The organism is Streptomyces sp. SID8374 (assembly GCF_009865135.1).
Taxonomy (GTDB): Bacteria; Actinomycetota; Actinomycetes; order Streptomycetales; family Streptomycetaceae; genus Streptomyces.
This window is the reverse complement of record NZ_WWGH01000002.1, coordinates 1745036-1765846: the sequence shown is the minus strand read 5'-3', so window position 1 is coordinate 1765846 and position 20811 is coordinate 1745036. Positions and strand designations below refer to the sequence as shown.

Below are 20811 nucleotides of genomic sequence, written 5' to 3'. Positions count from 1 at the left end.
GAGGTCACTTCAGCCTGCTGGACGCCAGGACGGACACCAGGTGCAGCAGGGTCTGCAGCAGCGCGATGCCGGCCAGGACGGCGGTGGCGAGGCGGGTGTAGAAGAGGTCGCCGCCGATGGTGTCGAGGATCGCCACCAGGAGGATCAGCAGCGAGGCCTCGATGCCGAGGATCAGCCGGTGGAACTTGAGCGCCCCGGCGGCCCGGCGGGCCAGCGCCATGCCGGAGGAGCGCGGCTCGGACGCCGCCTCCTTGACCGGCGGCAGCCCGCCCTGGTGGCGGGCCACGCCGACCAGGTCCGTCTCGGCCTTGATCAGGATCGCGCCGAGTGCGGCGAGGGTCCCGAGGAACGCCCAGAGCCAGTCGGTCCGGCCCTCGCCCCAGATGTCGGCGGCACGCAGGCCGAGGCCGACGAGCACCGCCGCGTCGCACAGATAGGCGGCGACCCGGTCCAGGTAGACGCCGCTGAGCGAGTACTGCTTCTTCCAGCGGGCCAGCTCGCCGTCCACGCAGTCGAAGAGCAGGTAGAGCTGGACCATCACCACACCGAGCACCGCGCCCCAGATGCCCGGCACCAGCAGGGCCGGGGCGGCCAGGGCTCCGGCCAGCGTCATCACGTACGTGACCTGGTTCGGGGTGACCCGGGTGTTCACCAGGTAGCGGTCCACGCGCAGGGAGACCTCACGCATGTACATGCGGCCGGCCCAGTGCTCGCCGCTGCGCCGGTCCTTCACCCCCGGGGGGTGCACGACCGGACGGAGTTCAGCTACTGATGGTCGAGGCATAGTCGGCGTACGCGTCCCTGATCTGGTCGGTGGACAGGTTGAGGTGCTCCAGGACCGTGAAGCGTCCCGGGCGCGTCTGCGGCGCGTAGTCGACGGCCTTCACGAACTCGTCGACGCTGAACCCGATCTCCTGCGGCAGGACCGGCAGACCGTGGCGGCGCAGTATCGATGCCATCAGGAGGGACTCCTGGCGGGCACCGCGCAGATGCATGGCGAAGCAGGCGCCGAGGCCGACCTGCTCGCCGTGGCTGGCCGCGCGCTGGGGGTAGAGCAGGTCGAAGGCGTGGTTGATCTCGTGGCAGGCACCGGACGCCGGACGGGAGTCGCCCGCGACCGACATCGAGATGCCGGTGAGCACGAGCCCCTCGGCCAGCACCTTGAGGAAGGCGTCGTCGCCGACCCCGCCGGGGTGGCGCAGCACGGCCTCGCCGGCCTGGCGGGCCATCGCGGCCGCGAGGCCGTCGATCTCCTCGCCGTTGACCTCGTGGGCCAGCTCCCAGTCGGCGACGCAGGAGATGTTCGAGATCGCGTCGCCGATGCCGGAGCGGACGTAGCGGGCGGGCGCCTCACGGATCACGTCGAGGTCGATGACCACGGCGATCGGAGTGGGGACACCGTAGGAGCCGCGCCCGTTGTCGTTGTCCAGGGTGGCGACCGGCGAGCACAGGCCGTCGTGCGAGAGGTTCGTCGCGACGGCGACCATGGGCAGCCCGACCCGCGCCGCGGCGTACTTCGCCACGTCGATGATCTTGCCGCCGCCGAGGCCCACCACCGCGTCGTACCGGTTGCCCTTGATGCCGTCGGCGAGCTTCACCGCGGAGTCGATCGTGCCGTCGGCGACGGCGTACCAGTCGGCACCCGGCAGGACCGGGGCCAGCCTCTCCCGCAGGGCACGCCCGGAGCCGTCGCTGATCGCGATGGCGAGCTTGCCCGAGGAGGAGATCCGCTGATCGGCCAGGAGACCCGCCAGATCGTCCATGGCGCCGCGCCGGATGTCGACGACGACCGGGGACGGAATGAGCCGGGTCAGTACTGGCACGCGATCTCCCGGCCCTTCTTCAGGTCGTCGTGGTTGTCGATCTCGACCCAGGTGACGGTGCCGATGGGGGCGACGTCGACGGTGAAGCCGCGGTTGACGAGCTCCTGGTAGCCGTCCTCGTAGTAGAGGTCGGGGTCGCGCTCGAAGGTGGTCTTCAGCGCGTCGGCGAGCTCCTCGGCGGCCTCGGCCTCGATGAGGGTGACGCCGATGTACTCACCGGTCGCGGTGGCCGGGTCCATCAGCTTGGTGATGCGCTGGACGCCCTTGCCCTCCTCGGTGATGACCTTCATCTCCTCGTCGGCGAGGCTCTTCTCGGTGTCCAGGGCGAGGATGATCTTCTGACCCTTGCCGCGGGCGTCCAGGAGGGTCTTCTCGACGGAGACCGGGTGGACGGTGTCGCCGTTGGCGAGGATCACGCCGCGCTTGATGACGTCACGGGCGCACCACAGGGAGTAGGCGTTGTTCCACTCCTCAGCCTTGTCGTTGTCGATGAGCGTGAGCGTGAGGCCGTACGTCGCCTCCAGCTCGGCCTTGCGCGCGTAGACGGCCTCCTTGCGGTAGCCGACGACGATCGCGACCTCGGTGAGTCCGACCTCTGCGAAGTTGGCCAGCGTGAGGTCGAGGACCGTCTTGTCGCCGTCGACAGGGACGAGCGCCTTGGGGAGCGTGTCCGTGTAGGGGCGCAGACGTCGTCCTGCACCGGCTGCCAGTACGAGGCCGATCATGCGAGTTCTCCTTCGTCGTGTACGGCGGGGGCCGAGGAGGACACCCAGAAGCGGATGGACTCCACGAGCACCACCAGAGCCACGGCCACCGCGAGGGCGGTGAGGGCCGTGGTGAAACCTGAGGCGTGGGTGAGTACGGCGGCGAGGACGGCCACCAGCGCGGTGCGGCCCTCGTGTCCACCGATCGTCCGCACCAGCCACTGGGGCGGCGCGCCGGTGCCTCCGCGGATGCGGTACACCGTGTCGTAGTGATGGTAGGCGACGGCCGAAACCAGCCCGAAGGCCGCCGGAACGGCGTGCGGTACGTCGCTGCGGGCGGCCAGCACGAGGATCGTGACGTACTCCGCGGCCCGGAAGAACGGCGGCACCAGCCAGTCGAGGGCGCCCTTGAGCGGGCGGGCGACGGCGAGGCCGGAGAGGACCACGTACACGGCCGCCGCTGCGACGGTGAGCCAGCTGCCGTACGGGAGGAGGAGCGCGGCGCCGACCATCACGAGGGTGCCGAGCAGGGCGACGGCCGGGGCCGTGAACGCGCCCCGCAGTCCCGGTGCGACCGCCGCGACACCCTGGGCGAGCGGGCCGGAGTCGGCGAGGTCCGCCAGGGCCTGGGCGGCCCGGTCGGTGCGGCTGGCCTTGCGGGTCAGCGAGCGCAGGAGGCGGCCGGCGGTGGTGTAGCAGGCGGCCAGCGCGCAGCCGACGAGCAGGGCGTAGAAGACGATACGGGGGGTGGTGAACGCGGTGAGCACCGCGATCATGGCCCAGCGCTCGCCGATCGGCAGCACGATCATCCGGCGCGCCCAGACCGTCCAGCCGACGCTGTCCAGCTTGCCGGAGAGGGCGGCGGTGGGGCTGGTGTTGGCGACCGCGTCGTGGTTGGCCTCGTTGAACGAGAAGTCCACGACATGGCGGCAGGCCTGGAGGACCATCGCACCGAGCGCCAGGACCCATACGTCGTCGCCGCCGCGTACGGCACCGATGGCGAGGCCCGCGTAGTACGCGTACTCCTTGGCCCGGTCGAAGGTGGCGTCCAGCCAGGCGCCCATCGTCGAGTACTGGAGCGAGTAGCGGGCGAGCTGCCCGTCGGTGCAGTCCAGCACGAAGGAGACCAGGAGCAGGATCCCGGCGGCGATGTAGCCGCCCCGGGTGCCGGTGGCCGCGCTGCCCGCCGCGATGAGCGCGGTGATCAGGGACGCGGTGGTGACCTGGTTCGGGGTGAGGTTGCGGCGGGCGCACCAGCGGGCGATGTAGCGGGAGTAGGGGCTGATGCAGAACGTGGTGAAGAACCCGTCGTGGGCCTTGACCGCGCTGCGCAGCCGTACCGCCTCGTCGTCGACGGCGGCGACCTCGGCCGCGGCGGCGGCCTCCTGCCCGGCGTCGGTGGGCACGGTCGCGACGAGCGAGCCGAGGGCGGGGCGCTGTACAGCGGTGCCCTCGGCCTCCAGCGCGACGGCGATGCGGCCGGGGACGGTGCGGTCCTCGGGTGCCGGGTCGGTCTCCGGGTCGACGACGGGGGCGCCCGCGCCGACGGCGGCCGTGGTGCGGTGCAGCGCGCGGAGCAGGGCCCCGCGGGCCTCGGGCTGCGCGGTGAGGGCACCGGGGACGGTGGCGGCGGCGAAGCGCGGGTCGGTCAGGCCGAGCCGCAGCGCGTGGACATGGCCCACGAAGCGCGGGTCGACGAGGGCGACCCGGCGGCCGGCCGGGACGGCGGCGAGGAGTGCTGCGGCGTCACCGGCGTCGACGGCGCTGAGCACGTCGAAGCCCAGGGACCTCAGATCGTCCGCGAGCGACGACCCGGGTACCGGCGTACCGGTGAGAATGGCGGTCGACAGACGAACTCACTCCTTGGCACTGACGAGGACGACACACGGCAGCACGGCCACAAGGCGGGCCGGCGGCGTGTCGGCTGAGGCTATCGGATGAACGGAAGGCCGAGTTCACCACCCGTTTGTGCGCCGTTCGGGTGGACCTGCTCGCGCCGGTTCCGTTCGCGATCATCATCATCGATCGGTGCCCCGGCCCACAAACCGCCGGTCGGACCGGGTGGACGCGACGCTTAGGGTGGCCGTCATGACATGGCTGATCACAGGCGGGGCGGGATACATCGGGGCACACGTGGCGCGGGCCATGGTCGCGGCGGGTGAGCGGGTCGTGGTGGTCGACGACGGCTCCACGGGCGTCGCCGACCGGCTGCCGGAGGCCGTCACGCTGGTGAAGGGCTCGGCCTCGGACCGGGCTCTGCTGGACCGGGTGCTGGCCGACCACGCGGTGAGCGGTGTGGTGCATCTCGCGGCGAAGAAGCAGGTCGGCGAGTCCGTGGAGAAGCCCCTGCTGTACTACCGGGAGAACATCGCCGGGCTGGGCGTGCTGCTGGAGGCCGTGGTCGCGGCGGGTGTGCGGCGCTTCGTCTTCTCGTCGTCGGCGGCCGTCTACGGCGTACCGGATGTGGAGCTCATCACCGAGGAGACGCCGTGCCTGCCGATCAACCCGTACGGCGAGACCAAGCTCGCCGGGGAGTGGCTGGTGCGGGCGACGGGGAAGGCGCACGGGATCTCCACCGCCTGTCTGCGGTACTTCAACGTGGCGGGGGCGGGCGAGCCCGAGCTGGCGGACACCGGGATCTTCAACATCGTCCCGATGGTCTTCGACCGGCTGACGCGCGGTGAGGCGCCCCGGATCTTCGGTGACGACTACCCGACGCCCGACGGCACCTGCATCCGTGACTACATCCATGTCGCGGACCTGGCCGAGGCCCACCTCGCCGCCGCCCGGAAGCTGGCGGTGCTGGAGGGCGGCGATCTGACGCTGAACGTCGGCCGGGGCGAGGGCGTCTCGGTACGGGAGCTGATCGACGTGATCCTCGATGTCACGGGGTACGCGGTGGAGCCGGTGGTGGAGGGGCGCCGTCCGGGCGACGCGGCGAAGGCGGTGGCGTCGGACGCGCGGATGGTCGAGGCGCTGGGGTGGACGGCCCGCCGGGACGTGAGGTCGATGGTGGAGTCGGCCTGGGAGGGGTGGCGTCTGCGCCGTCCGGAGGTCCGTACCTGATCACGTCAGCGCTCTGACCTGCGGAACGTTTCCGCAGGTCAGAGCATATGACAACGGTGTTCAGTGCCGTGTTGCCCGATACCCCCCACCCGTAGTTCACTGGCGTGGTCGGGCGGTTTCGCCGGGCGCTGTCGCACGGAGCTGGAGGCGTTTCGCATGGGGGCTGGCCACGATCACGGGCATACGCACGGCGGGCCGCCTCCGACCGGCACGGCGGCCGCCGCGTACCGGGGCAGGCTCCGGGTGGCCCTGGGCATCACGCTGAGCGTGATGGTCATGGAGATCGTCGGCGGGGTGCTCTCCGACTCGCTGGCCCTGATCGCGGACGCCGCCCATATGGCCACCGACGCCCTGGGGCTCGGGATGGCGCTGCTGGCCATCCACTTCGCCAACCGGCCGGCCGGGCCGAACCGCACCTTCGGCTTCGCCCGCGCCGAGATCCTGGCGGCGCTGGCCAACTGTCTGCTGCTGCTGGGCGTCGGCGGCTTCCTGATCTTCGAGGCGGTCGACCGGTTCATCACCCCGGCGGAGACCAAGGGCGGCCTCGCCATCATGTTCGCCGCGGTCGGCCTGGTGGCCAACATCGTCTCCCTCTCTCTGCTGATGCGTGGGCAGAAGGAGAGCCTGAATGTGCGCGGCGCCTATCTGGAAGTGCTGGCGGACACCCTGGGCTCGGTCGCGGTGATCGTCTCGGCGGCCATCATCATGGGGACCGGCTGGCAGGCCGCCGACCCGATCGCCTCGCTGGTGATCGGCCTGATGATCGTCCCCCGGACGGTGAAGCTGCTGCGGGAGACCCTGAACGTGCTGCTGGAGGCGGCCCCCAAGGGCGTGGACATGGCGGAGGTACGGGCCCACATCACGGCGCTGCCCGGTGTCCTGGGCGTCCACGACCTGCACGCCTGGACGATCACCTCGGGGATGCCGGTGCTCTCCGCCCATGTGGTGGTGCGCCAGGAGATGCTGGACTCGATAGGGCACGAGAAGGTGCTGCACGAGTTGCAGGGCTGCCTCGGGGACCACTTCGACGTGGAGCACTGCACCTTCCAGCTCGAGCCGAGCGGCCACGCGGAGCACGAGGCGCATCTGTGCCACTGAGCCGGGTGCGGTGACGACAGGCCCTCGGGTGCGTTTCGCCGAGACGTTCGAGTCTCGCGGTGGACGGCCCCGGGTGGACCGGGGCCCTTTTCGAGAGGAGCTGAGGTTGATGACGGTCGCGACGACACCTTCCCGGCGCAGCAATCACTCCTTCCTCATCTCCCGGGTCTCCGGCCAGGGCGTGTCCGGCCCTGATCCGCCGGACACGCCCTGGGTCCACCTCTTCCCGGATCAGGCCGGAGCCCTCGCACCCAAGGGTTCCCACGTTGACCGACCACATCGACGACGCCTCGCGCACCGAGGCGTTCTTCGCCCTGCACCACCGTCTCCCCCGGCAGAGCCCCGGCTCCGACGCCACCACGCGCCGGCTGCTCGCCCTGGCCGGCCCTCTCCCCGACCGTCCGCGCGCCCTCGACCTGGGCTGCGGTCCGGGCCGGGCCTCGCTGCTGCTCGCCGCCGAGGCGGGCGCCGAGGTGACCGCGGTCGACCTGCACCGGCCGTTCCTGGACGAGCTGGACGAGGCGGCTCAGGCGCGCGGCCTGGGCGACCGTGTCCGTACGGTCCGGGCCGACATGGGCGACCTCACCGGCCCCGACTTCCCGGCGGGCTCCTTCGACCTGGTCTGGGCCGAGGGGTCGGCGTACCGCATCGGCTTCGCCACCGCCGTACGCGACTGGCAGCGGCTGCTCGCCCCGGGCGGCGCGATGATGGTCTCCGAGTGCGTCTGGACCACCGAAGCGCCCTCGGCCGGGGCGCGCGCCTTCTGGGAGCGCAACGGCTCCCTGCGCACCCTGCCGGAGACCACCGCGGCGGCCGTCGCCGCCGGCTGCGCGGTCTCGGCGGTCCTGCTCCACCCCGACAGCGACTGGGACACGTACTACGTCCCGCTCGCCGAACGGGTGGAGAGCGCCGATCCGACGGTCCCCGGCATGGAGTGGGCGCTCGCGGCCACCCGTGAGGAGCTGGCGGTACGGCGGGAGTACGGCGCGGAGTACGGCTATGCCGCGTACGTGCTGCGCCCGGCCGATCCGGTGCCGGGCCGGTGACCCCCCGGCGCTCGCGGAGGCCCCGGTGACGGCCTCGCCCGCCCACCGGCGGCAGGGGGCCGGGCAGGCCGTGGTGCGGGCGGTCCTCGATGGCGCACGGGTGCGCGGCGAGGCGCTCGTGGGGGTGCCCGGGCACCCCGGTCACTACCCCGCGCTTCGGCTCGGTACCGGCGTCCCGCCACTCGATCCGGCCCGGTTTCGAGGTTGCCGGACGAGGCGGTGACGGCGCTGGTGCTGGACGATTCCGCTCCGGTTCCGGTGGGCATGATCCGCAATCCGGCGGCCTTGGAGGTCTGACGACCCGTCCGCCCCGGCGTGCGCGAGGAGCGCGGCGGGGCGGACATGCCCGGACCCGAAGTGCGGACAAGCGGCTTTTGTACGGCAGACTTGACCGGACTCGAGGGGTCCGGCGCACGAGGCCGGGGACCACAGACAAGGATGGGTATGCCGACCACACCAGCCACCGCGACGCACAGCTCGTCGAACGGCACCGCAGAAGCGATCATGCTCGAACTGGTCGACGAGAACGGCACCACCATCGGCACCGCGGAGAAGCTGGCGGCCCACCAGGCCCCCGGGCAGCTGCACCGCGCGTTCTCCGTCTTCCTCTTCGACGAGCAGGGACGGCTGCTGCTCCAGCGCAGGGCGCTCGGCAAGTACCACTCCCCCGGTGTCTGGTCGAACACCTGCTGCGGCCACCCCTACCCGGGCGAGGCCCCCTTCGCGGCCGCCGCGCGGCGTACGTACGAGGAGCTGGGGATCGCGCCCTCGCTGCTCGCCGAGGCGGGCACGGTCCGCTACAACCACCCGGACCCGGCCTCGGGCCTGGTGGAGCAGGAGTTCAACCACCTGTTCGTGGGGATGGCGCAGGAGGCGCTGAAGCCGGACCCGGAGGAGGTCGGCGATACGGCCTTCGTGACGGCGGCGGAGCTGGCGGAGCGGCATGCGCGGGCGCCGTTCTCGGCGTGGTTCATGACGGTGCTGGACGCGGCGCGTCCGGCGATCCGCGAGCTGACGGGTCCGTCCGCGGGCTGGTGACCCTCGCGCGGATCGCGTACGGGGCGGTCAGAGCTGCGTCTTCAACGGCAGCGCCGCCCAGATGGTCTTGCCGCCGCTCGCGGTGTGCTCCACGTCGCAGGTCCCGCCGGCCTCGGCGGTGATCTCCTTGACCAGCAGGAGCCCGCGGCCGCCCGTCTGCGCGTAGTCCGTCTCCAGCGCGGTGGGCCGGTAGGGGTGGCTGTCCTCGACGGAGACCCTGACCCAGTCGGCGCCGATGGCCACCTCGACCGCCAGTTCCGGCGAGAGCAGCGCCGCGTGCTTGACCGCGTTGGTGACCAGCTCCGAGACGATCAGCAGCAGTCCCTGGAGGATGTCGTCCTCGATCGGCACGCCCTGGCGGCCGAGGAGGTCGCGTACGGCGTGCCGGGCCTGGGGCACGGACACGTCGACGGCGGGGGCGGTGAAGCGCCACACCCCCTCGTACGACACGGGTTCGGCAGGGGCACTCCCGGGGCTCTCCATCGTCCGGCACCAGCTCTCACTCGCACTGCACTGACCGTCGAGTAAAGAGTGTTGGGAATGGCTTGGTCCATACCGTGCCACTGATCGGAAATAGCTGTGTATCGGCGCTATTTGACCGAAGGTGCGCGATGGCGCCAGGTGGCGGACTACTTCCGCCCGTCTCCCGGGGCCTGGGGCGGACTGTCCGTAGCCGGGCCGGATTCTTCGAGCCGGTCCGAGACCATGCTGACGATACGCCTGCCGCCGACCCCGATGGCGATGAGGCCGAGGCCGTCGAAGAGCAGGGCCAGCGAGAAGAAGACGCCGAGCACGTACAGGCTGCTGTGCGGCCAGTCGAACAGCACCAGCAGGCCCAGCAGCAGCCCGAAGGCGCCCTGGAGCAGCGTCCACCCCATCTGCGGCCCCCGGACGACGACGCTGCCGACCAGCCGGAACACCCCGCCCGTCAGGAAGAGCAGCGCGGCGAACATGGTCAGCGCCTCGGCGGTGCCCTCCGGGTGGCGGATCACCACGACACCGGCGGCCAGGTTCAGGGCGGCGACCACGACGCCGAGCCAGAAGTAGTTGGTGCCGCGTGACTCGATCGCGTGCGCCAGACCGACGAGACCGCCGATCAGCAGCAGCCAGCCGAAGAGCAGCATCGAGGTGAGGGTGGCGACGCCGGTGTAGATGAGGCCGACGATCCCGGCGATCACCAGCAGCGTGCCGAGCAGGGCGAGCCAGCTGAAACTTCGGGTGAGCTTTCTGCCCTCGGCGGTGGTTCCGTGCTTCCCGCCCTTGGTGCCGCGTCCGTGCTTCCGGCCTTCGGCGGTGGGTCCGTTCATCGACAGCTCCTTCACGGTGCGTGTCCGCTGCGCGACCCCTTCTTGATCATAGGTTCGAACCCTGCGGATAGCATCCGGCGCATGGACCGTACGGAACCCCAGCTGCTCTGCTCCGTCGACGGCGGGATCGCCACCGTCGTGATCAGCCACCCCGCCAAGCGCAACGCCATGACCGCCGCGATGTGGCGGAGCCTGCCGGAGCTGCTGGAGCGGCTGGCCGCCGACCCGGCGGTCCGCGTGCTGGTGCTGACGGGCGCCGGCGAGACCTTCTGCGCCGGGGCCGACATCTCCACGCTGCGGGAGAGCGCCGGGGACGCCCAGGCGCTGGCGGTGTCGGCCGAGGAGGCGCTCGCCGCCTTCCCCCGGCCGACGCTCGCCGCCGTGCGCGGCTACTGCGTGGGCGGCGGCAGCCAGCTCGCCGCCGCCTGCGATCTGCGGTTCGCCCAGGAGGGCGCGCTGTTCGGCGTCACCCCCGCCAAGCTCGGCATCGTCTACCCGTCCTCCTCCACCCGGCGGCTGGTCGCCCTGGTCGGCCCGGCAACGGCGAAGCACCTGCTGTTCTCGGGCGAGCTGATCGACACGGAGAGGGCCCTGCGCACCGGTCTGGTCGACGAGGTGCTCCCCGCCGGCGGACTGGACGAACGGGTGGCGGCGTATGCCGGGGTGCTGGCCTCGCGCTCCCAGCTGACGCAGGCGGCGGCGAAGGAGTTCGCGGCGGGGCGGCAGGAGCGGGACGCGTACTGGGCCGGGCAGGCGCAGGGCAGCGGCGACACCGCGGAGGGGGTCGCCGCCTTCCTGGAGCGGCGTGTGCCGCACTTCACGTATACGACGGGCGCTACCCGGTGATGTGCCTGGACGACGGGCCTACCGCATGACGTGGCGGCTCCGGGCCCGCCACTCCTCGACCAGGGCGGCCGGGGCCTTCTCGGGGGACCCGCAGTCGTAGGGCGGCTGAGGGTCGTACTCGGTGAGCAGCTGCACCGAGCGCGCGGCGTCGTCGCCCGCGATCCGGCCGAGCAGGGTGAGGCCCATGTCGATGCCGGAGGAGACCCCGGCGGCGGTGACGTACTTCCCGTCGAACACCACCCGCTCCATCGTCGGCTCGGCGCCGAACCCCTTCAGGGTCTCCAGCGCCAGCCAGTGCGAGGTGGCCCGCCGGCCCTGAAGCAGTCCGGCCGCCGCGAGGAGCAGGGAGCCGGTGCAGACGGAGGTCGTCCAGGTGGTGGAGGCGTCGGCCGCGCGCAGCCAGCTGAGCAGCGTCCCGTTCTCCATCTGGTCGCTCTGCCCCGGTCCGCCCGGCACGATCACCAGGTCGGGGGCCGGGACCTCGGCGAGGGTCTTGTGGGCGACGAGTTCCAGGCTGCCGCTGTCGTTGGCCACGGGGCCGGTCCGTTCGGCGACGAAGACGACCTCGGCGCCCGGGGCGCGGCTGAGGATCTCGTAGGGCCCCACCGCGTCCAGGGCGGTGAAGCGGTCGAAGAGGGTGATGGCGATCTGCACGGTCTGCCTTTCGGTGGACGGGCGGGTCAGGTGGTGGACATCGGCGTACGGAAGCGGCGGCGGTACTCGGCGGGTGCCGTGGCGAGTGCCTTCACGAAGGCGCGGCGCATGGCTTCGGGCGTGCCGTAGCCGCTGGCGCGGGCGATCCGTTCGACCGGCTCGGAGGTGTCCTCCAGGAGCCTGCGGGCGTGCTCCAGGCGTACGCGGTCGACGTACCGCCCCGGGGTCGTCCCCGTCTCCGCCCGGAACGCGCGGGCGAAGTGCCGGGGCGAGAGCCGGGCGCGGGCCGCGAGGGAGTCCACGGCGAGGTCGGCGTCCGGGTGCTGGGTGATCCAGTGCTGGACCTCGCGCAGTGGTTCGCGCTGTGCGGTCTGGGCGCTGAGCTGCGCGCTGAACTGGGCCTGGTTGCCGGGGCGGCGCAGGAAGACCACGAGGTGGCGGGCGACGGTCAGCGCGAGGTCCCGCCCGTGGTCCTCCTCGACGAGCGCGAGGGCCAGGTCGATGCCTGCGGTGACGCCCGCCGAGGTGGCCAGCTTCCCGTCCCGTACGAAGATCGGGTCGGGGTCGACGTGGACGTCGGGGAAGTCGCGGGCGAGCTGCTCGCAGTAGTTCCAGTGGGTGGTTACCCGGTGGCCGTCCAGGAGGCCCGCCTCGGCCAGCAGCAGGGCCCCGGTGCATACGGAGACCAGCCGCTCGGCCCGTGGCGCGTGGGCCCGCAGCCAGGCCGTCAGCTCCGGGTGGGAGGAGCGGGTGCCGTAGCCGCCGGGGACCAGCAGGGTGTGCGGTACGGGTGCCTCCGCCAGGCTGCTGTCGGGCATCAGGGTCAGCCCGCTGGTGGCCCGGACGGGGCCGCCGTCGAGGGAGGCGGTCCGCAGGTCGTAGGAGGCGCCCGGCGCCCGGGAGGCCCCGGCGAAGACCTCCATCGGGCCGGTCGCGTCGAGGCTCTGGACGCCGTCGAAGAGGACGACGAGCACGGTTCGCTGGATCACACCTGCCATCCTGGGCGGCGGGCGGTGATGGCCACAACGACGAATACCCCACCTTTTCTGCCATCGCGCCGTTCCCCGCGCCTGGGCCCTCCCCAGGGTTCCCGCCGTACCGACCAGTCGGTAACGTGCGGGTATGAGTTCTCTTCCGGCCCGCGCGGAACGCCGCTGCCACAACGCCGTCAACCCGCTGCACTCGTGCCTCTTCTTCTCCCCCGACCTGGGCGCCGAGCTGGGCAAGCTCGGCGTCGAGGACCCGAGCGCCGTCTACTTCGCCACCCGGGCCGCCGCGTTCGGGGCCGTGGGGGCGGGCACCGTCACCGCGACCTTCTACAACTTCAACCCCGCCCTGGTGGCCCAGCATGTGCCCGCCGTCTGGTCCGTGGCCTCGCCCGAGCAGGTGCTCGGGGCACGGCTGCGGGCGGCGGACGCGACGCTGCGGCGGCTGCTCGGTGAGGAGATCATCGCCTCGGACGAGATGGCGGAGGCGGCCCGGCTCGCGCTGCGCGCCACCGAGGCCTGCACCCCGCACGCCCGCCCGCTGTACGCGGCGCACGCGGAGCTGCCCGTGCCCGACGAGCCGCACCTGGCGTTCTGGCACGCCGCGACCCTGCTGCGCGAGCACCGTGGCGACGCCCACCTCGCGGCGCTGCTCGCCGCCGGTCTGGACCCGGTGGAGTCGCTCGTCAGCCACACCGCCACGGGCAAGGGCATGGCGATCCGCTGGCTCCTGTCCTCCCGGGGCTGGCGCCGCACCGACTGGGAGGCGGCGTCCGGCCGACTGCGGGAGCGCGGGCTGCTGGAGTCGGGCGAGGAGCTGGCGCTGACCGACGCGGGGACGGCGCTGCGCGCGGAGGTGGAGGAGGCGACGGACCGGATGGACCGGGCCCCGTACGAACACCTGGGCGCGGAAGGCGTGGAGCGGCTCACCGAGCTGGGCCGCGGCTTCCTGTTCACGGCGGCCTCGAACGGCGCTTTCCCGGCCGAGGCGACCGGGCGCTGACCCTGCTGCAACACCCGGAGCCCTCGCACGCGGTGGCGGGGGCTCCGGGCGTGTTCGCCGAGGTCGCGCGACATCGGCCCCGGCCACCCGGCAGAATGCAGGCCTAGGTAAGCCTAGGTAAGAACGTGCTCATCGCACCGCGAGCACGGCCAGCACAGCCAGTACGAGAAGGCGAGTCGGGAAAACCGTGACGACGTCCATCGAAGGCAGGATCGCCGAGGAGCTCGGCGTACGTGAGCGACAGGTCAGGGCGGCCGTCGAGTTGCTCGACGGCGGGTCCACCGTGCCGTTCATCGCGCGCTACCGCAAGGAGGCGACCGAATCGCTCGACGACGCGCAGCTGCGCACGCTGGAGGAGCGGCTGCGCTATCTGCGGGAGCTGGAGGAGCGGCGGACGTCGATCCTCGACTCCGTCCGCGAACAGGGCAAGCTGGACGCCGCGCTGGAGGCCGCGATCCGGGGTGCCGAGACCAAGGCGCGCCTGGAGGACATCTACCTGCCGTTCAAGCCGAAGCGGCGGACGAAGGCGCAGATCGCCCGGGAGGCGGGGCTCGAACCGCTGGCGGACGGCCTGCTCGCCGACCCGTCGGCCGATCCGCTCGCCGCCGCTGCCGCGTTCGTGGACGGCGACAAGGGCGTGGCGGACGCGGCGGCGGCCCTGGAGGGCGCGCGCTCCATCCTCACCGAGCGGTTCTCCGAGGACGCCGACCTGACCGGTGAGCTGCGCGAGCGCATGTGGAGCCGGGGGCGGCTGGCGGCGAAGGTGCGGGAGGGCCAGGAGGAGGCGGGCGCCAAGTTCGCCGACTACTTCGACTTCGCGGAGCCGTTCACCGCGCTGCCCTCGCACCGGGTGCTGGCGATGCTGCGGGGCGAGAAGGAGAACGTACTCGACCTGGTCCTGGAGCCGGAGGAGCCCGAGGCCGCCGAGAAGCCGGGCCCCTCCACGTACGAGAACATGGTCGCCCGCCGTTTCGGGATCGCCGACCGGGGCCGCCCGGGCGACAAGTGGCTTCTCGACACGGTGCGTTGGGCGTGGCGGACCCGGATCCAGGTGCACCTGGGCATCGATCTGCGGCTGCGGCTGCGCACGGCGGCGGAGGACGAGGCGGTACGGGTCTTCGCCTCGAACCTGCGCGACTTGCTGCTCGCCGCCCCGGCCGGGACGCGCGCCACGCTGGGCCTGGACCCCGGTTTCCGTACGGGGGTGAAGGTCGCGGTCGTCGACGCGACCGGCAAGGTGGTGGCCACCGATGTGATCCACCCGCATGTGCCCGCCAACAAGTGGGACCAAGCGCTGGCCAAGCTGGCGCACCTGGCGAAGGAGCACGCGGTCGACCTGATCGCGATCGGCAACGGCACCGCCTCCCGCGAGACGGACAAGCTCGCCGGTGAACTGATCGACAAGCACCCGGAGTTGAAGCTCACCAAGGTGATGGTCTCGGAGGCGGGCGCCTCGGTGTACTCCGCCTCCGCCTTCGCCTCGCAGGAACTCCCCGACATGGACGTGTCGTTGCGCGGCGCCGTCTCGATCGCACGGCGGCTCCAGGACCCGCTGGCCGAGCTGGTGAAGATCGACCCGAAGTCGATCGGCGTCGGCCAGTACCAGCACGACCTGTCCGAGGTGAAGCTGTCGCGTTCGCTGGACGCGGTCGTCGAGGACTGTGTGAACGGCGTCGGCGTGGACGTCAACACCGCATCCGCACCGCTGCTTTCACGGGTCTCGGGGATCAGCTCGGGGCTCGCCGAGAACATCGTGGCGCACCGCGACACCAACGGACCCTTCCGCTCCCGCAAGGCGCTCAAGGACGTGGCGCGTCTCGGCCCGAAGGCGTACGAGCAGTGCGCGGGATTCCTGCGGATCCGGGGCGGCGACGATCCGCTGGACGGCTCCAGCGTGCACCCGGAGGCGTACCCGGTGGTGCGGCGGATGAGCAAGGCGGCGGGCGGGGAGGTCGCCTCGCTGATCGGCAACGCGGAGGCGCTGCGGTCGCTGCGCGCGGCGGACTTCGTGGACGACATGTTCGGTCTGCCGACCGTCACGGACATCCTGAAGGAGCTGGAGAAGCCGGGGCGCGACCCGCGTCCCGCGTTCCGCACGGCGACCTTCAAGGAGGGCGTCGAGAAGCTCGGCGACCTGGAGCCCGGCATGGTGCTGGAGGGCGTCGTGACGAATGTGGCGGCGTTCGGCGCGTTCGTCGACATCGGCGTCCACCAGGACGGTCTGGTGCATGTGTCGGCGCTGTCGAAGACGTTCGTGAAGGACCCGCGCGATGTCGTGAAGCCCGGGGACATCGTGAAGGTCAAGGTCATGGACGTCGACGCGCAGCGCAAGCGGATCTCGCTGACGCTGCGGCTGGACGACGAGCCGGGCGCGGGCGGCGGGCAGGGCCGTGGTGAGCGGGGCGGCGCCCGTCCGCCGAGGCAGCGGCAGGGCCAGGGCGGCGGCCAGGGGTCCGGTGGCGGGCAGGGCGGGCAGGGCGGGCAGGGCGGCGGCCGGGACCGGCGCGGTGGCGGTGGCGGTTCCCGGCAGGGGCAGGGCGCTCCAGCCCCGGCGAACAGCGCGATGGCCGACGCGCTGCGGCGGGCCGGGCTGACCGATCCGAAGCAGGGTGGCGGCCGGGGGCGCTGACCCGGAAAGACTGGGGGCGGGTCGCCGTGTGCGGCCCGCCCCCCTTCCCGTAACTCCGCTCAGACTTCCTTGACCTGGCCGTCCGCCACTTCGATACGGCGCGTGGTGCGCACCGCCTCCAGCATCCGCCGGTCGTGGGTGACCAGCAGCAGGGTGCCCGTGTAGCTCTCCAGGGCCGCTTCCAGCTGTTCGATGGCGGGCAGGTCCAGGTGGTTCGTCGGCTCGTCGAGGACCAGGAGGTTGACGCCCCGGCCCTGGAGCAGGGCGAGGGCGGCGCGGGTGCGTTCGCCCGGGGAGAGGCTGGTGGCGGGGCGCATCACATGGTCGGCGCGCAGGCCGAACTTGGCGAGCAGTGTGCGGACTTCGGCCGGTTCCGTGTCGGGGACGGCGGCGCAGAACGCCTCCAGCAGCGACTGGGAGCCGAGGAAGAGCCTGCGGGCCTGGTCGACCTCGCCGACCACGACGCCCGAACCGAGCGCGGCCTGGCCGGAGTCCAGCGGGAGCCGCTCCAACAGGGCCGCGAGCAGGGTGGACTTGCCCGCGCCGTTGGCTCCGGTGATGGCGACCCGGTCGGCCCAGTCGATCTGGAGCGAGGCGGGGCCGAACGAGAAGTCGCCGCGCACCACTTGGGCCTCGCGCAGGGTCGCGACGACCGAGCCGGAGCGCGGGGCGGTGGCGATCTCCATCCGCAGCTCCCACTCCTTGCGCGGCTCCTCGACGGTGTCGAGGCGTTCGATCATGCGCTGGGTCTGCCGCGCCTTCGCCGCCTGCTTCTCGCTGGCCTCGCTGCGGGCGTTGCGGCCGAGCTTGTCGCCGTCGGTGGCCTTGCGGCGGGCGTTCTTGACGCCCTTGTCCATCCAGGAGCGCTGCATATGGCCGCGCGCTTCGAGGGCGGCCTTCTTGTCGGCGTACTCCTCGTACCCCTCGCGGGCGTGCCGACGGGCGGTCTCGCGCTCCTCCAGATAGGCCGCGTAGCCACCGCCGTAGAGGTTGATCTGCTGCTGGGCCAGGTCGAGTTCGAGCACCTTGGTGACCGTGCGCATCAGGAACTCGCGGTCGTGGCTGATGACGACGGTCCCGGCCCGCAGCCCCGCCACGAAGCGCTCCAGGCGCTCCAGGCCGTCGAGGTCGAGGTCGTTGGTGGGCTCGTCCAGCAGGAAGACGTCGTAGCGGGAGAGGAGGAGGGAGGCGAGCCCGGCGCGTGCCGCCTGGCCGCCTGAGAGGGCGGTCATGGGCAGGTCCAGGCTCACGGTGAGGCCCAGCTCGGCCGCGACCTGCGCGGCCCGCTCCTCCAGGTCGGCACCGCCGAGGGCGAGCCACCGCTCCAGGGTCTCGGAGTACGCGTCGTCCGCGCCCGGGGCCCCGGCGACCAGGGCCTCCGTCGCCTCGTCCATGGCGCGCTGGGCGTCGGCCACGCCGGTGCGGCGGGCCAGGAACGCGGCCACGGTCTCGCCCTCGCGCCGCTCGGGCTCCTGCGGGAGGTGGCCGACGGTGGCGGTGGGCGGGGAGAGCCGCAGCTCGCCCTCCTCCGGGCGGTCGAGTCCGGCGAGCAGGCGGAGCAGGGACGATTTACCGGCGCCGTTGACTCCGACGAGACCGATCACGTCTCCGGGGGCGACGACGAGGTCGAGTCCGGCGAAGAGTGTGCGGTCGCCGTGTCCGGCGGCGAGGTCCTTGGCGACGAGGGTGGCAGTCATCAGGGTGCCGATCCTAGTCGCCGGTGCTCCGTGCCCTTCGCCCCGCGCCCCTGGTCGCTGGCTTCCGGGGTCCGTTAGCGTCCGTCCAGCGACGGGCGTGGATCGGGCCGCGCGTGTGCCGAGGGGACGGGAGTGACCGTGGTGGCGGATGTGATCGTGGTGGGCGGTGGGGTCATCGGCCTGACCACCGCCGTGACGCTGGCGGAGCGCGGGCTGCGGGTGCGGGTCTGGTCGCGCGATCCGGCCGGGGCGACGACCTCGGCGGTGGCGGGCGCGCTGTGGTGGCCGTACCGGATCGAACCGGCGGAGCGGGTCGGCGCCTGGTCGCTGGAGACACTGGCGGTGTACGAGGAGCTGGCGGCCGGGCCCGGTGGCACCGGCGTACGGCTGGTGGCGGGGGTGCACGGCGGTGAGCGGTTCGCGGCGCTGGGGCCGTGGGCGGCGGAGCTGAAGGGTGCCGTGGAGGTGGCCGAGGGGCTGCGGGTGGTGCTGCCGCTGCTGGACATGCCGGTCCACCTGGCCTGGCTGGAGGGGCGGCTGGTGGCGGCGGGCGGCGCGGTGGAGCGGCGGGCGGTGTCCGGGTTCGAGGAGGCCGCGGCGTCGGCCCCGGTGGTGGTGAACTGCACGGGGCTGGGGGCGCGCGAGCTGGTGCCGGACGCGGGGGTGCGGGCTGTGCGGGGGCAGCTGGTCGTGGTGGAGAACCCGGGGATCGCGGAGTGGTTCACCGAGGCCGATCCGGCGTCCGCCGCGACGACGTACTTCTTCCCGCAGCCGGCCGGTCTGGTGCTGGGCGGCACGGCCGAGGCGGACGACGAGCGGCGGGAGCCCGATCCGGGGACGGCCCGGGAGATCGTGGCGCGGTGTGCGCGGGTCCGGCCGGAGATCGCGGGCGCCCGGGTGCTGGGGCACCGGGTGGGGCTGCGGCCGGCGCGGGAGGCCGGGGTGCGGATCGAGGCGGAGGCCTTGCCGGGCGGCGGTCTGCTGGTCCACAACTACGGGCACGGGGGTGCGGGCGTGACCGTGGCCTGGGGCTGCGCACGGGCGGCGGCCGCCCTGGTGGGCTGAGCCGCCGCCGTATGTGCGCAGGGGTCCCCGGGGGTCAGTCCTGGGGGCCCTTCTCGATCGGGGTGTCCTTGTGGCGTTCGTCCGTGGTGACGGTCGTGCCGGGGCCGATCCGGATCTCGAAGTCGCCGTCGTACTTGGCGTGCCCCTCGATCACCGCGGACTCGACCGCCTCCACGCCGAACTCCTGGCGGACGATCTGCGGGTCCCTGCGCAGGTCCCGCATCAGGGCCACGCACATGCCGATCATGACGACGACGAAGGGCGCGGCGACCAGGATGGTGAGGTTCTGGAGCCCTTCCAGCGCGTTCTCCTTGCCGTCACCGATGAGCAGCATGATCGCGGCCACGGCCCCGGTCACGACACCCCAGAAGATGACGACCCACTTGCTGGGCTCCAGGACGCCCTTCTGCGAGAGCGTGCCCATGACGATCGAGGCGGCGTCGGCGCCGGAGACGAAGAAGATGCCGACGAGGATCATCACCAGGATGCTCGTCACGGTGGCGATCGGGAACTCCTGGAGGACGCCGAAGAGCTGCGCCTCGGGGGTGTCGGCGCCGGTGAGCTTGCCCGCCTCGTCCAGCTTCATGGCCGTGCCGCCGAAGACGGCGAACCAGATCAGGCTGACCGTGCTGGGCACCAGGATGACGCCGCCGACGAACTGGCGGATGGTGCGGCCGCGGCTGATGCGGGCGATGAACATGCCGACGAAGGGCGTCCAGGAGATCCACCAGGCCCAGTAGAAGACCGTCCAGCCGCCGAGCCAGTCGGCCACCTCGCCGCCGCCGGTCGCCTCGGTGCGGCCGGCGAGCTGTCCGAGATCACTGATGTAGGCGCCGAGCGAGGTGGGCACCAGGTCGAGGACGAAGATCGTGGGACCGGCGATGAAGACGAACACGACCAGCAGCAGGGCCAGCACCATGTTGATGTTGGAGAGCCACTGGATGCCCTTCTCCACGCCGGAGACCGCGGAGGCGACGAAGCCGACCGTCAGCACGGCGATGATGGCGACCAGGAGGCCGGTGCCGGCCTTCTCCAGCCAGTCCAGCTCCTGGATCCCGCTGCCGATCTGGAGCGCGCCGAGGCCCAGGGAGGCCGCCGAGCCGAAGAGCGTCGCGAAGATGGCCAGGATGTCGATGACGCGTCCGATGCCTCCGCGTGCGCGGCGCTTGCCGATCAGCGGCTCGAAGACCGCGCTGATCGTCTGCCGCCTGCGCATCCGGTAGGCGCTGTAGGCGATGGCGAGGCCGACCACCGCGTAGATCGCCCAGGGGTGCAGCGTCCAGTGGAAGAGGGTGGTGGCCATCGCCGTCTGCATGGCCTCGGCCGCGTCGGCGGGGTCGGTGCCGGGCGGCGGGGTGCGGAAGTGGGCCAGGGGTTCACTGACGCCCCAGAACATCAGCCCGATGCCCATACCGGCGCTGAACATCATCGCGACCCAGGAGATGGTCCGGAACTCCGGCGGCTCCCCTTCCTGGCCGAGGCAGATCTTCCCGTAGCGGCTGATGGCCAGCCAGAGGGCGAAGATCACGAAGCCCGACGCGGCGAGCATGAAGGCCCAGCCGCCGTTGTGGATCAGCCCTTCGAGCAGCTTGCCGGACGCCGTCTCCAGCGATGAGGTGGCGGTCGCGCCCCAGATGACGAAGGCGAGGGTGAGGACCGCCGTGACGCCGAACACCACCCGGTCGGTGGTCGGGGCCCGGGTGCTGAGCGGTTCGGGGGGAAGGTCGGCCGTGACCGACAGTTCCTCCCGGCCCCCGGCTGACTGGTCGTCCTGGGACACAAATGGCACCTTTCACCGAGTCCGAAAAACACTCTTCGTAGGCAGTACCACACCTGCCTACGATCCCGA

17 protein-coding genes and 1 pseudogene are annotated in these 20811 nt (G+C 72.2%); 8 read left to right on the top strand and 10 right to left on the bottom strand.

Features of this window, described 5'->3' with window-relative positions:
- Positions 1 to 4: 4 nt before the first annotated feature.
- The 4 genes from GTY67_RS31155 to GTY67_RS31140 are packed head-to-tail and all read right to left on the bottom strand — an operon-like array spanning position 5 to position 4299.
- Positions 5 to 784, bottom strand: coding sequence for a CDP-alcohol phosphatidyltransferase family protein (locus tag GTY67_RS31155; RefSeq protein WP_109162575.1), 780 nt, complete (start codon positions 782 to 784; stop codon positions 5 to 7).
- Positions 762 to 1823 carry an iron-containing alcohol dehydrogenase family protein gene (locus GTY67_RS31150; RefSeq protein ID WP_093689650.1) on the bottom strand — a complete coding sequence of 354 codons (1062 nt, stop codon included), beginning with the start codon at positions 1821 to 1823 and terminating at the stop codon, positions 762 to 764. Before GTY67_RS31150 ends, GTY67_RS31155 begins: the two co-directional genes overlap by 23 nt.
- On the bottom strand, positions 1811 to 2548 hold the full coding sequence (locus GTY67_RS31145; protein ID WP_093689652.1) for a phosphocholine cytidylyltransferase family protein: 738 nt from the start codon (positions 2546 to 2548) through the stop codon (positions 1811 to 1813). Before GTY67_RS31145 ends, GTY67_RS31150 begins: the two co-directional genes overlap by 13 nt.
- Positions 2545 to 4299 (bottom strand): DUF5941 domain-containing protein, encoded by a 1755-nt coding sequence (locus tag GTY67_RS31140; RefSeq protein ID WP_093689654.1) that lies wholly within the window; start codon positions 4297 to 4299, stop codon positions 2545 to 2547. Before GTY67_RS31140 ends, GTY67_RS31145 begins: the two co-directional genes overlap by 4 nt.
- Before the next feature lie 316 nt (positions 4300 to 4615).
- On the opposite strand from GTY67_RS31140, the gene galE reads away from it, so the two are divergent.
- The 4 genes and pseudogenes from galE (at position 4616) to idi (ending at position 8775) form a co-directional block, all read left to right on the top strand.
- On the top strand, positions 4616 to 5593 hold the full coding sequence (gene galE / locus GTY67_RS31135; RefSeq protein WP_093689656.1) for a UDP-glucose 4-epimerase GalE: 978 nt from the start codon (positions 4616 to 4618) through the stop codon (positions 5591 to 5593).
- Positions 5594 to 5749: 156 nt separating this feature from the next.
- A complete protein-coding gene (locus tag GTY67_RS31130; protein WP_093689658.1) occupies positions 5750 to 6691 on the top strand; it encodes a cation diffusion facilitator family transporter in 942 nt (313 codons plus the stop codon).
- A 266-nt stretch (positions 6692 to 6957) separates the two neighbouring features.
- A pseudogene (locus GTY67_RS31125) lies at positions 6958 to 8034 on the top strand (methyltransferase domain-containing protein).
- A gap of 147 nt (positions 8035 to 8181) precedes the next feature.
- Positions 8182 to 8775, top strand: a complete 594-nt coding sequence (idi, locus tag GTY67_RS31120) for an isopentenyl-diphosphate Delta-isomerase (protein ID WP_161281243.1) — start codon at positions 8182 to 8184, stop codon at positions 8773 to 8775.
- Between the two features lie 27 nt (positions 8776 to 8802).
- Here the strand turns inward: idi and GTY67_RS31115 are convergent, their stop codons facing one another.
- Both GTY67_RS31115 and GTY67_RS31110 read right to left on the bottom strand, forming a co-directional pair.
- Complete coding sequence (locus GTY67_RS31115; RefSeq protein ID WP_161281242.1) at positions 8803 to 9258, bottom strand: ATP-binding protein; 456 nt, start codon at positions 9256 to 9258, stop codon at positions 8803 to 8805.
- A 146-nt stretch (positions 9259 to 9404) separates the two neighbouring features.
- A complete protein-coding gene (locus GTY67_RS31110) occupies positions 9405 to 10082 on the bottom strand; it encodes a DUF308 domain-containing protein (protein WP_202462407.1) in 678 nt (225 codons plus the stop codon).
- Positions 10083 to 10163: 81 nt separating this feature from the next.
- Here GTY67_RS31110 and GTY67_RS31105 point away from each other — a divergent pair, with 81 nt between their 5' ends.
- On the top strand, positions 10164 to 10928 hold the full coding sequence (locus GTY67_RS31105; protein WP_093689662.1) for an enoyl-CoA hydratase-related protein: 765 nt from the start codon (positions 10164 to 10166) through the stop codon (positions 10926 to 10928).
- Between the two features lie 18 nt (positions 10929 to 10946).
- Here GTY67_RS31105 and GTY67_RS31100 read toward each other — a convergent pair whose 3' ends face one another.
- On the bottom strand, positions 10947 to 11582 hold the full coding sequence (locus GTY67_RS31100; RefSeq protein WP_161281241.1) for a DJ-1/PfpI family protein: 636 nt from the start codon (positions 11580 to 11582) through the stop codon (positions 10947 to 10949).
- Between the two features lie 26 nt (positions 11583 to 11608).
- Positions 11609 to 12580, bottom strand: coding sequence for a GlxA family transcriptional regulator (locus GTY67_RS31095; protein ID WP_202462406.1), 972 nt, complete (start codon positions 12578 to 12580; stop codon positions 11609 to 11611).
- A 124-nt stretch (positions 12581 to 12704) separates the two neighbouring features.
- Here GTY67_RS31095 and GTY67_RS31090 point away from each other — a divergent pair, with 124 nt between their 5' ends.
- Both GTY67_RS31090 and GTY67_RS31085 read left to right on the top strand, forming a co-directional pair.
- On the top strand, positions 12705 to 13571 hold the full coding sequence (locus tag GTY67_RS31090; RefSeq protein ID WP_161281239.1) for a hypothetical protein: 867 nt from the start codon (positions 12705 to 12707) through the stop codon (positions 13569 to 13571).
- A gap of 187 nt (positions 13572 to 13758) precedes the next feature.
- Positions 13759 to 16200, top strand: a complete 2442-nt coding sequence (locus tag GTY67_RS31085) for a Tex family protein (protein ID WP_161281238.1) — start codon at positions 13759 to 13761, stop codon at positions 16198 to 16200.
- A 59-nt stretch (positions 16201 to 16259) separates the two neighbouring features.
- Here GTY67_RS31085 and GTY67_RS31080 read toward each other — a convergent pair whose 3' ends face one another.
- A complete protein-coding gene (locus GTY67_RS31080) occupies positions 16260 to 17897 on the bottom strand; it encodes an ABC-F family ATP-binding cassette domain-containing protein (RefSeq protein ID WP_161281237.1) in 1638 nt (545 codons plus the stop codon).
- A gap of 132 nt (positions 17898 to 18029) precedes the next feature.
- On the opposite strand from GTY67_RS31080, the gene GTY67_RS31075 reads away from it, so the two are divergent.
- A complete protein-coding gene (locus tag GTY67_RS31075; protein WP_161281236.1) occupies positions 18030 to 18962 on the top strand; it encodes an FAD-dependent oxidoreductase in 933 nt (310 codons plus the stop codon).
- Positions 18963 to 18996: 34 nt separating this feature from the next.
- Here GTY67_RS31075 and GTY67_RS31070 read toward each other — a convergent pair whose 3' ends face one another.
- Positions 18997 to 20742, bottom strand: a complete 1746-nt coding sequence (locus tag GTY67_RS31070) for a BCCT family transporter (protein ID WP_093689676.1) — start codon at positions 20740 to 20742, stop codon at positions 18997 to 18999.
- Positions 20743 to 20811: the final 69 nt, after the last annotated feature.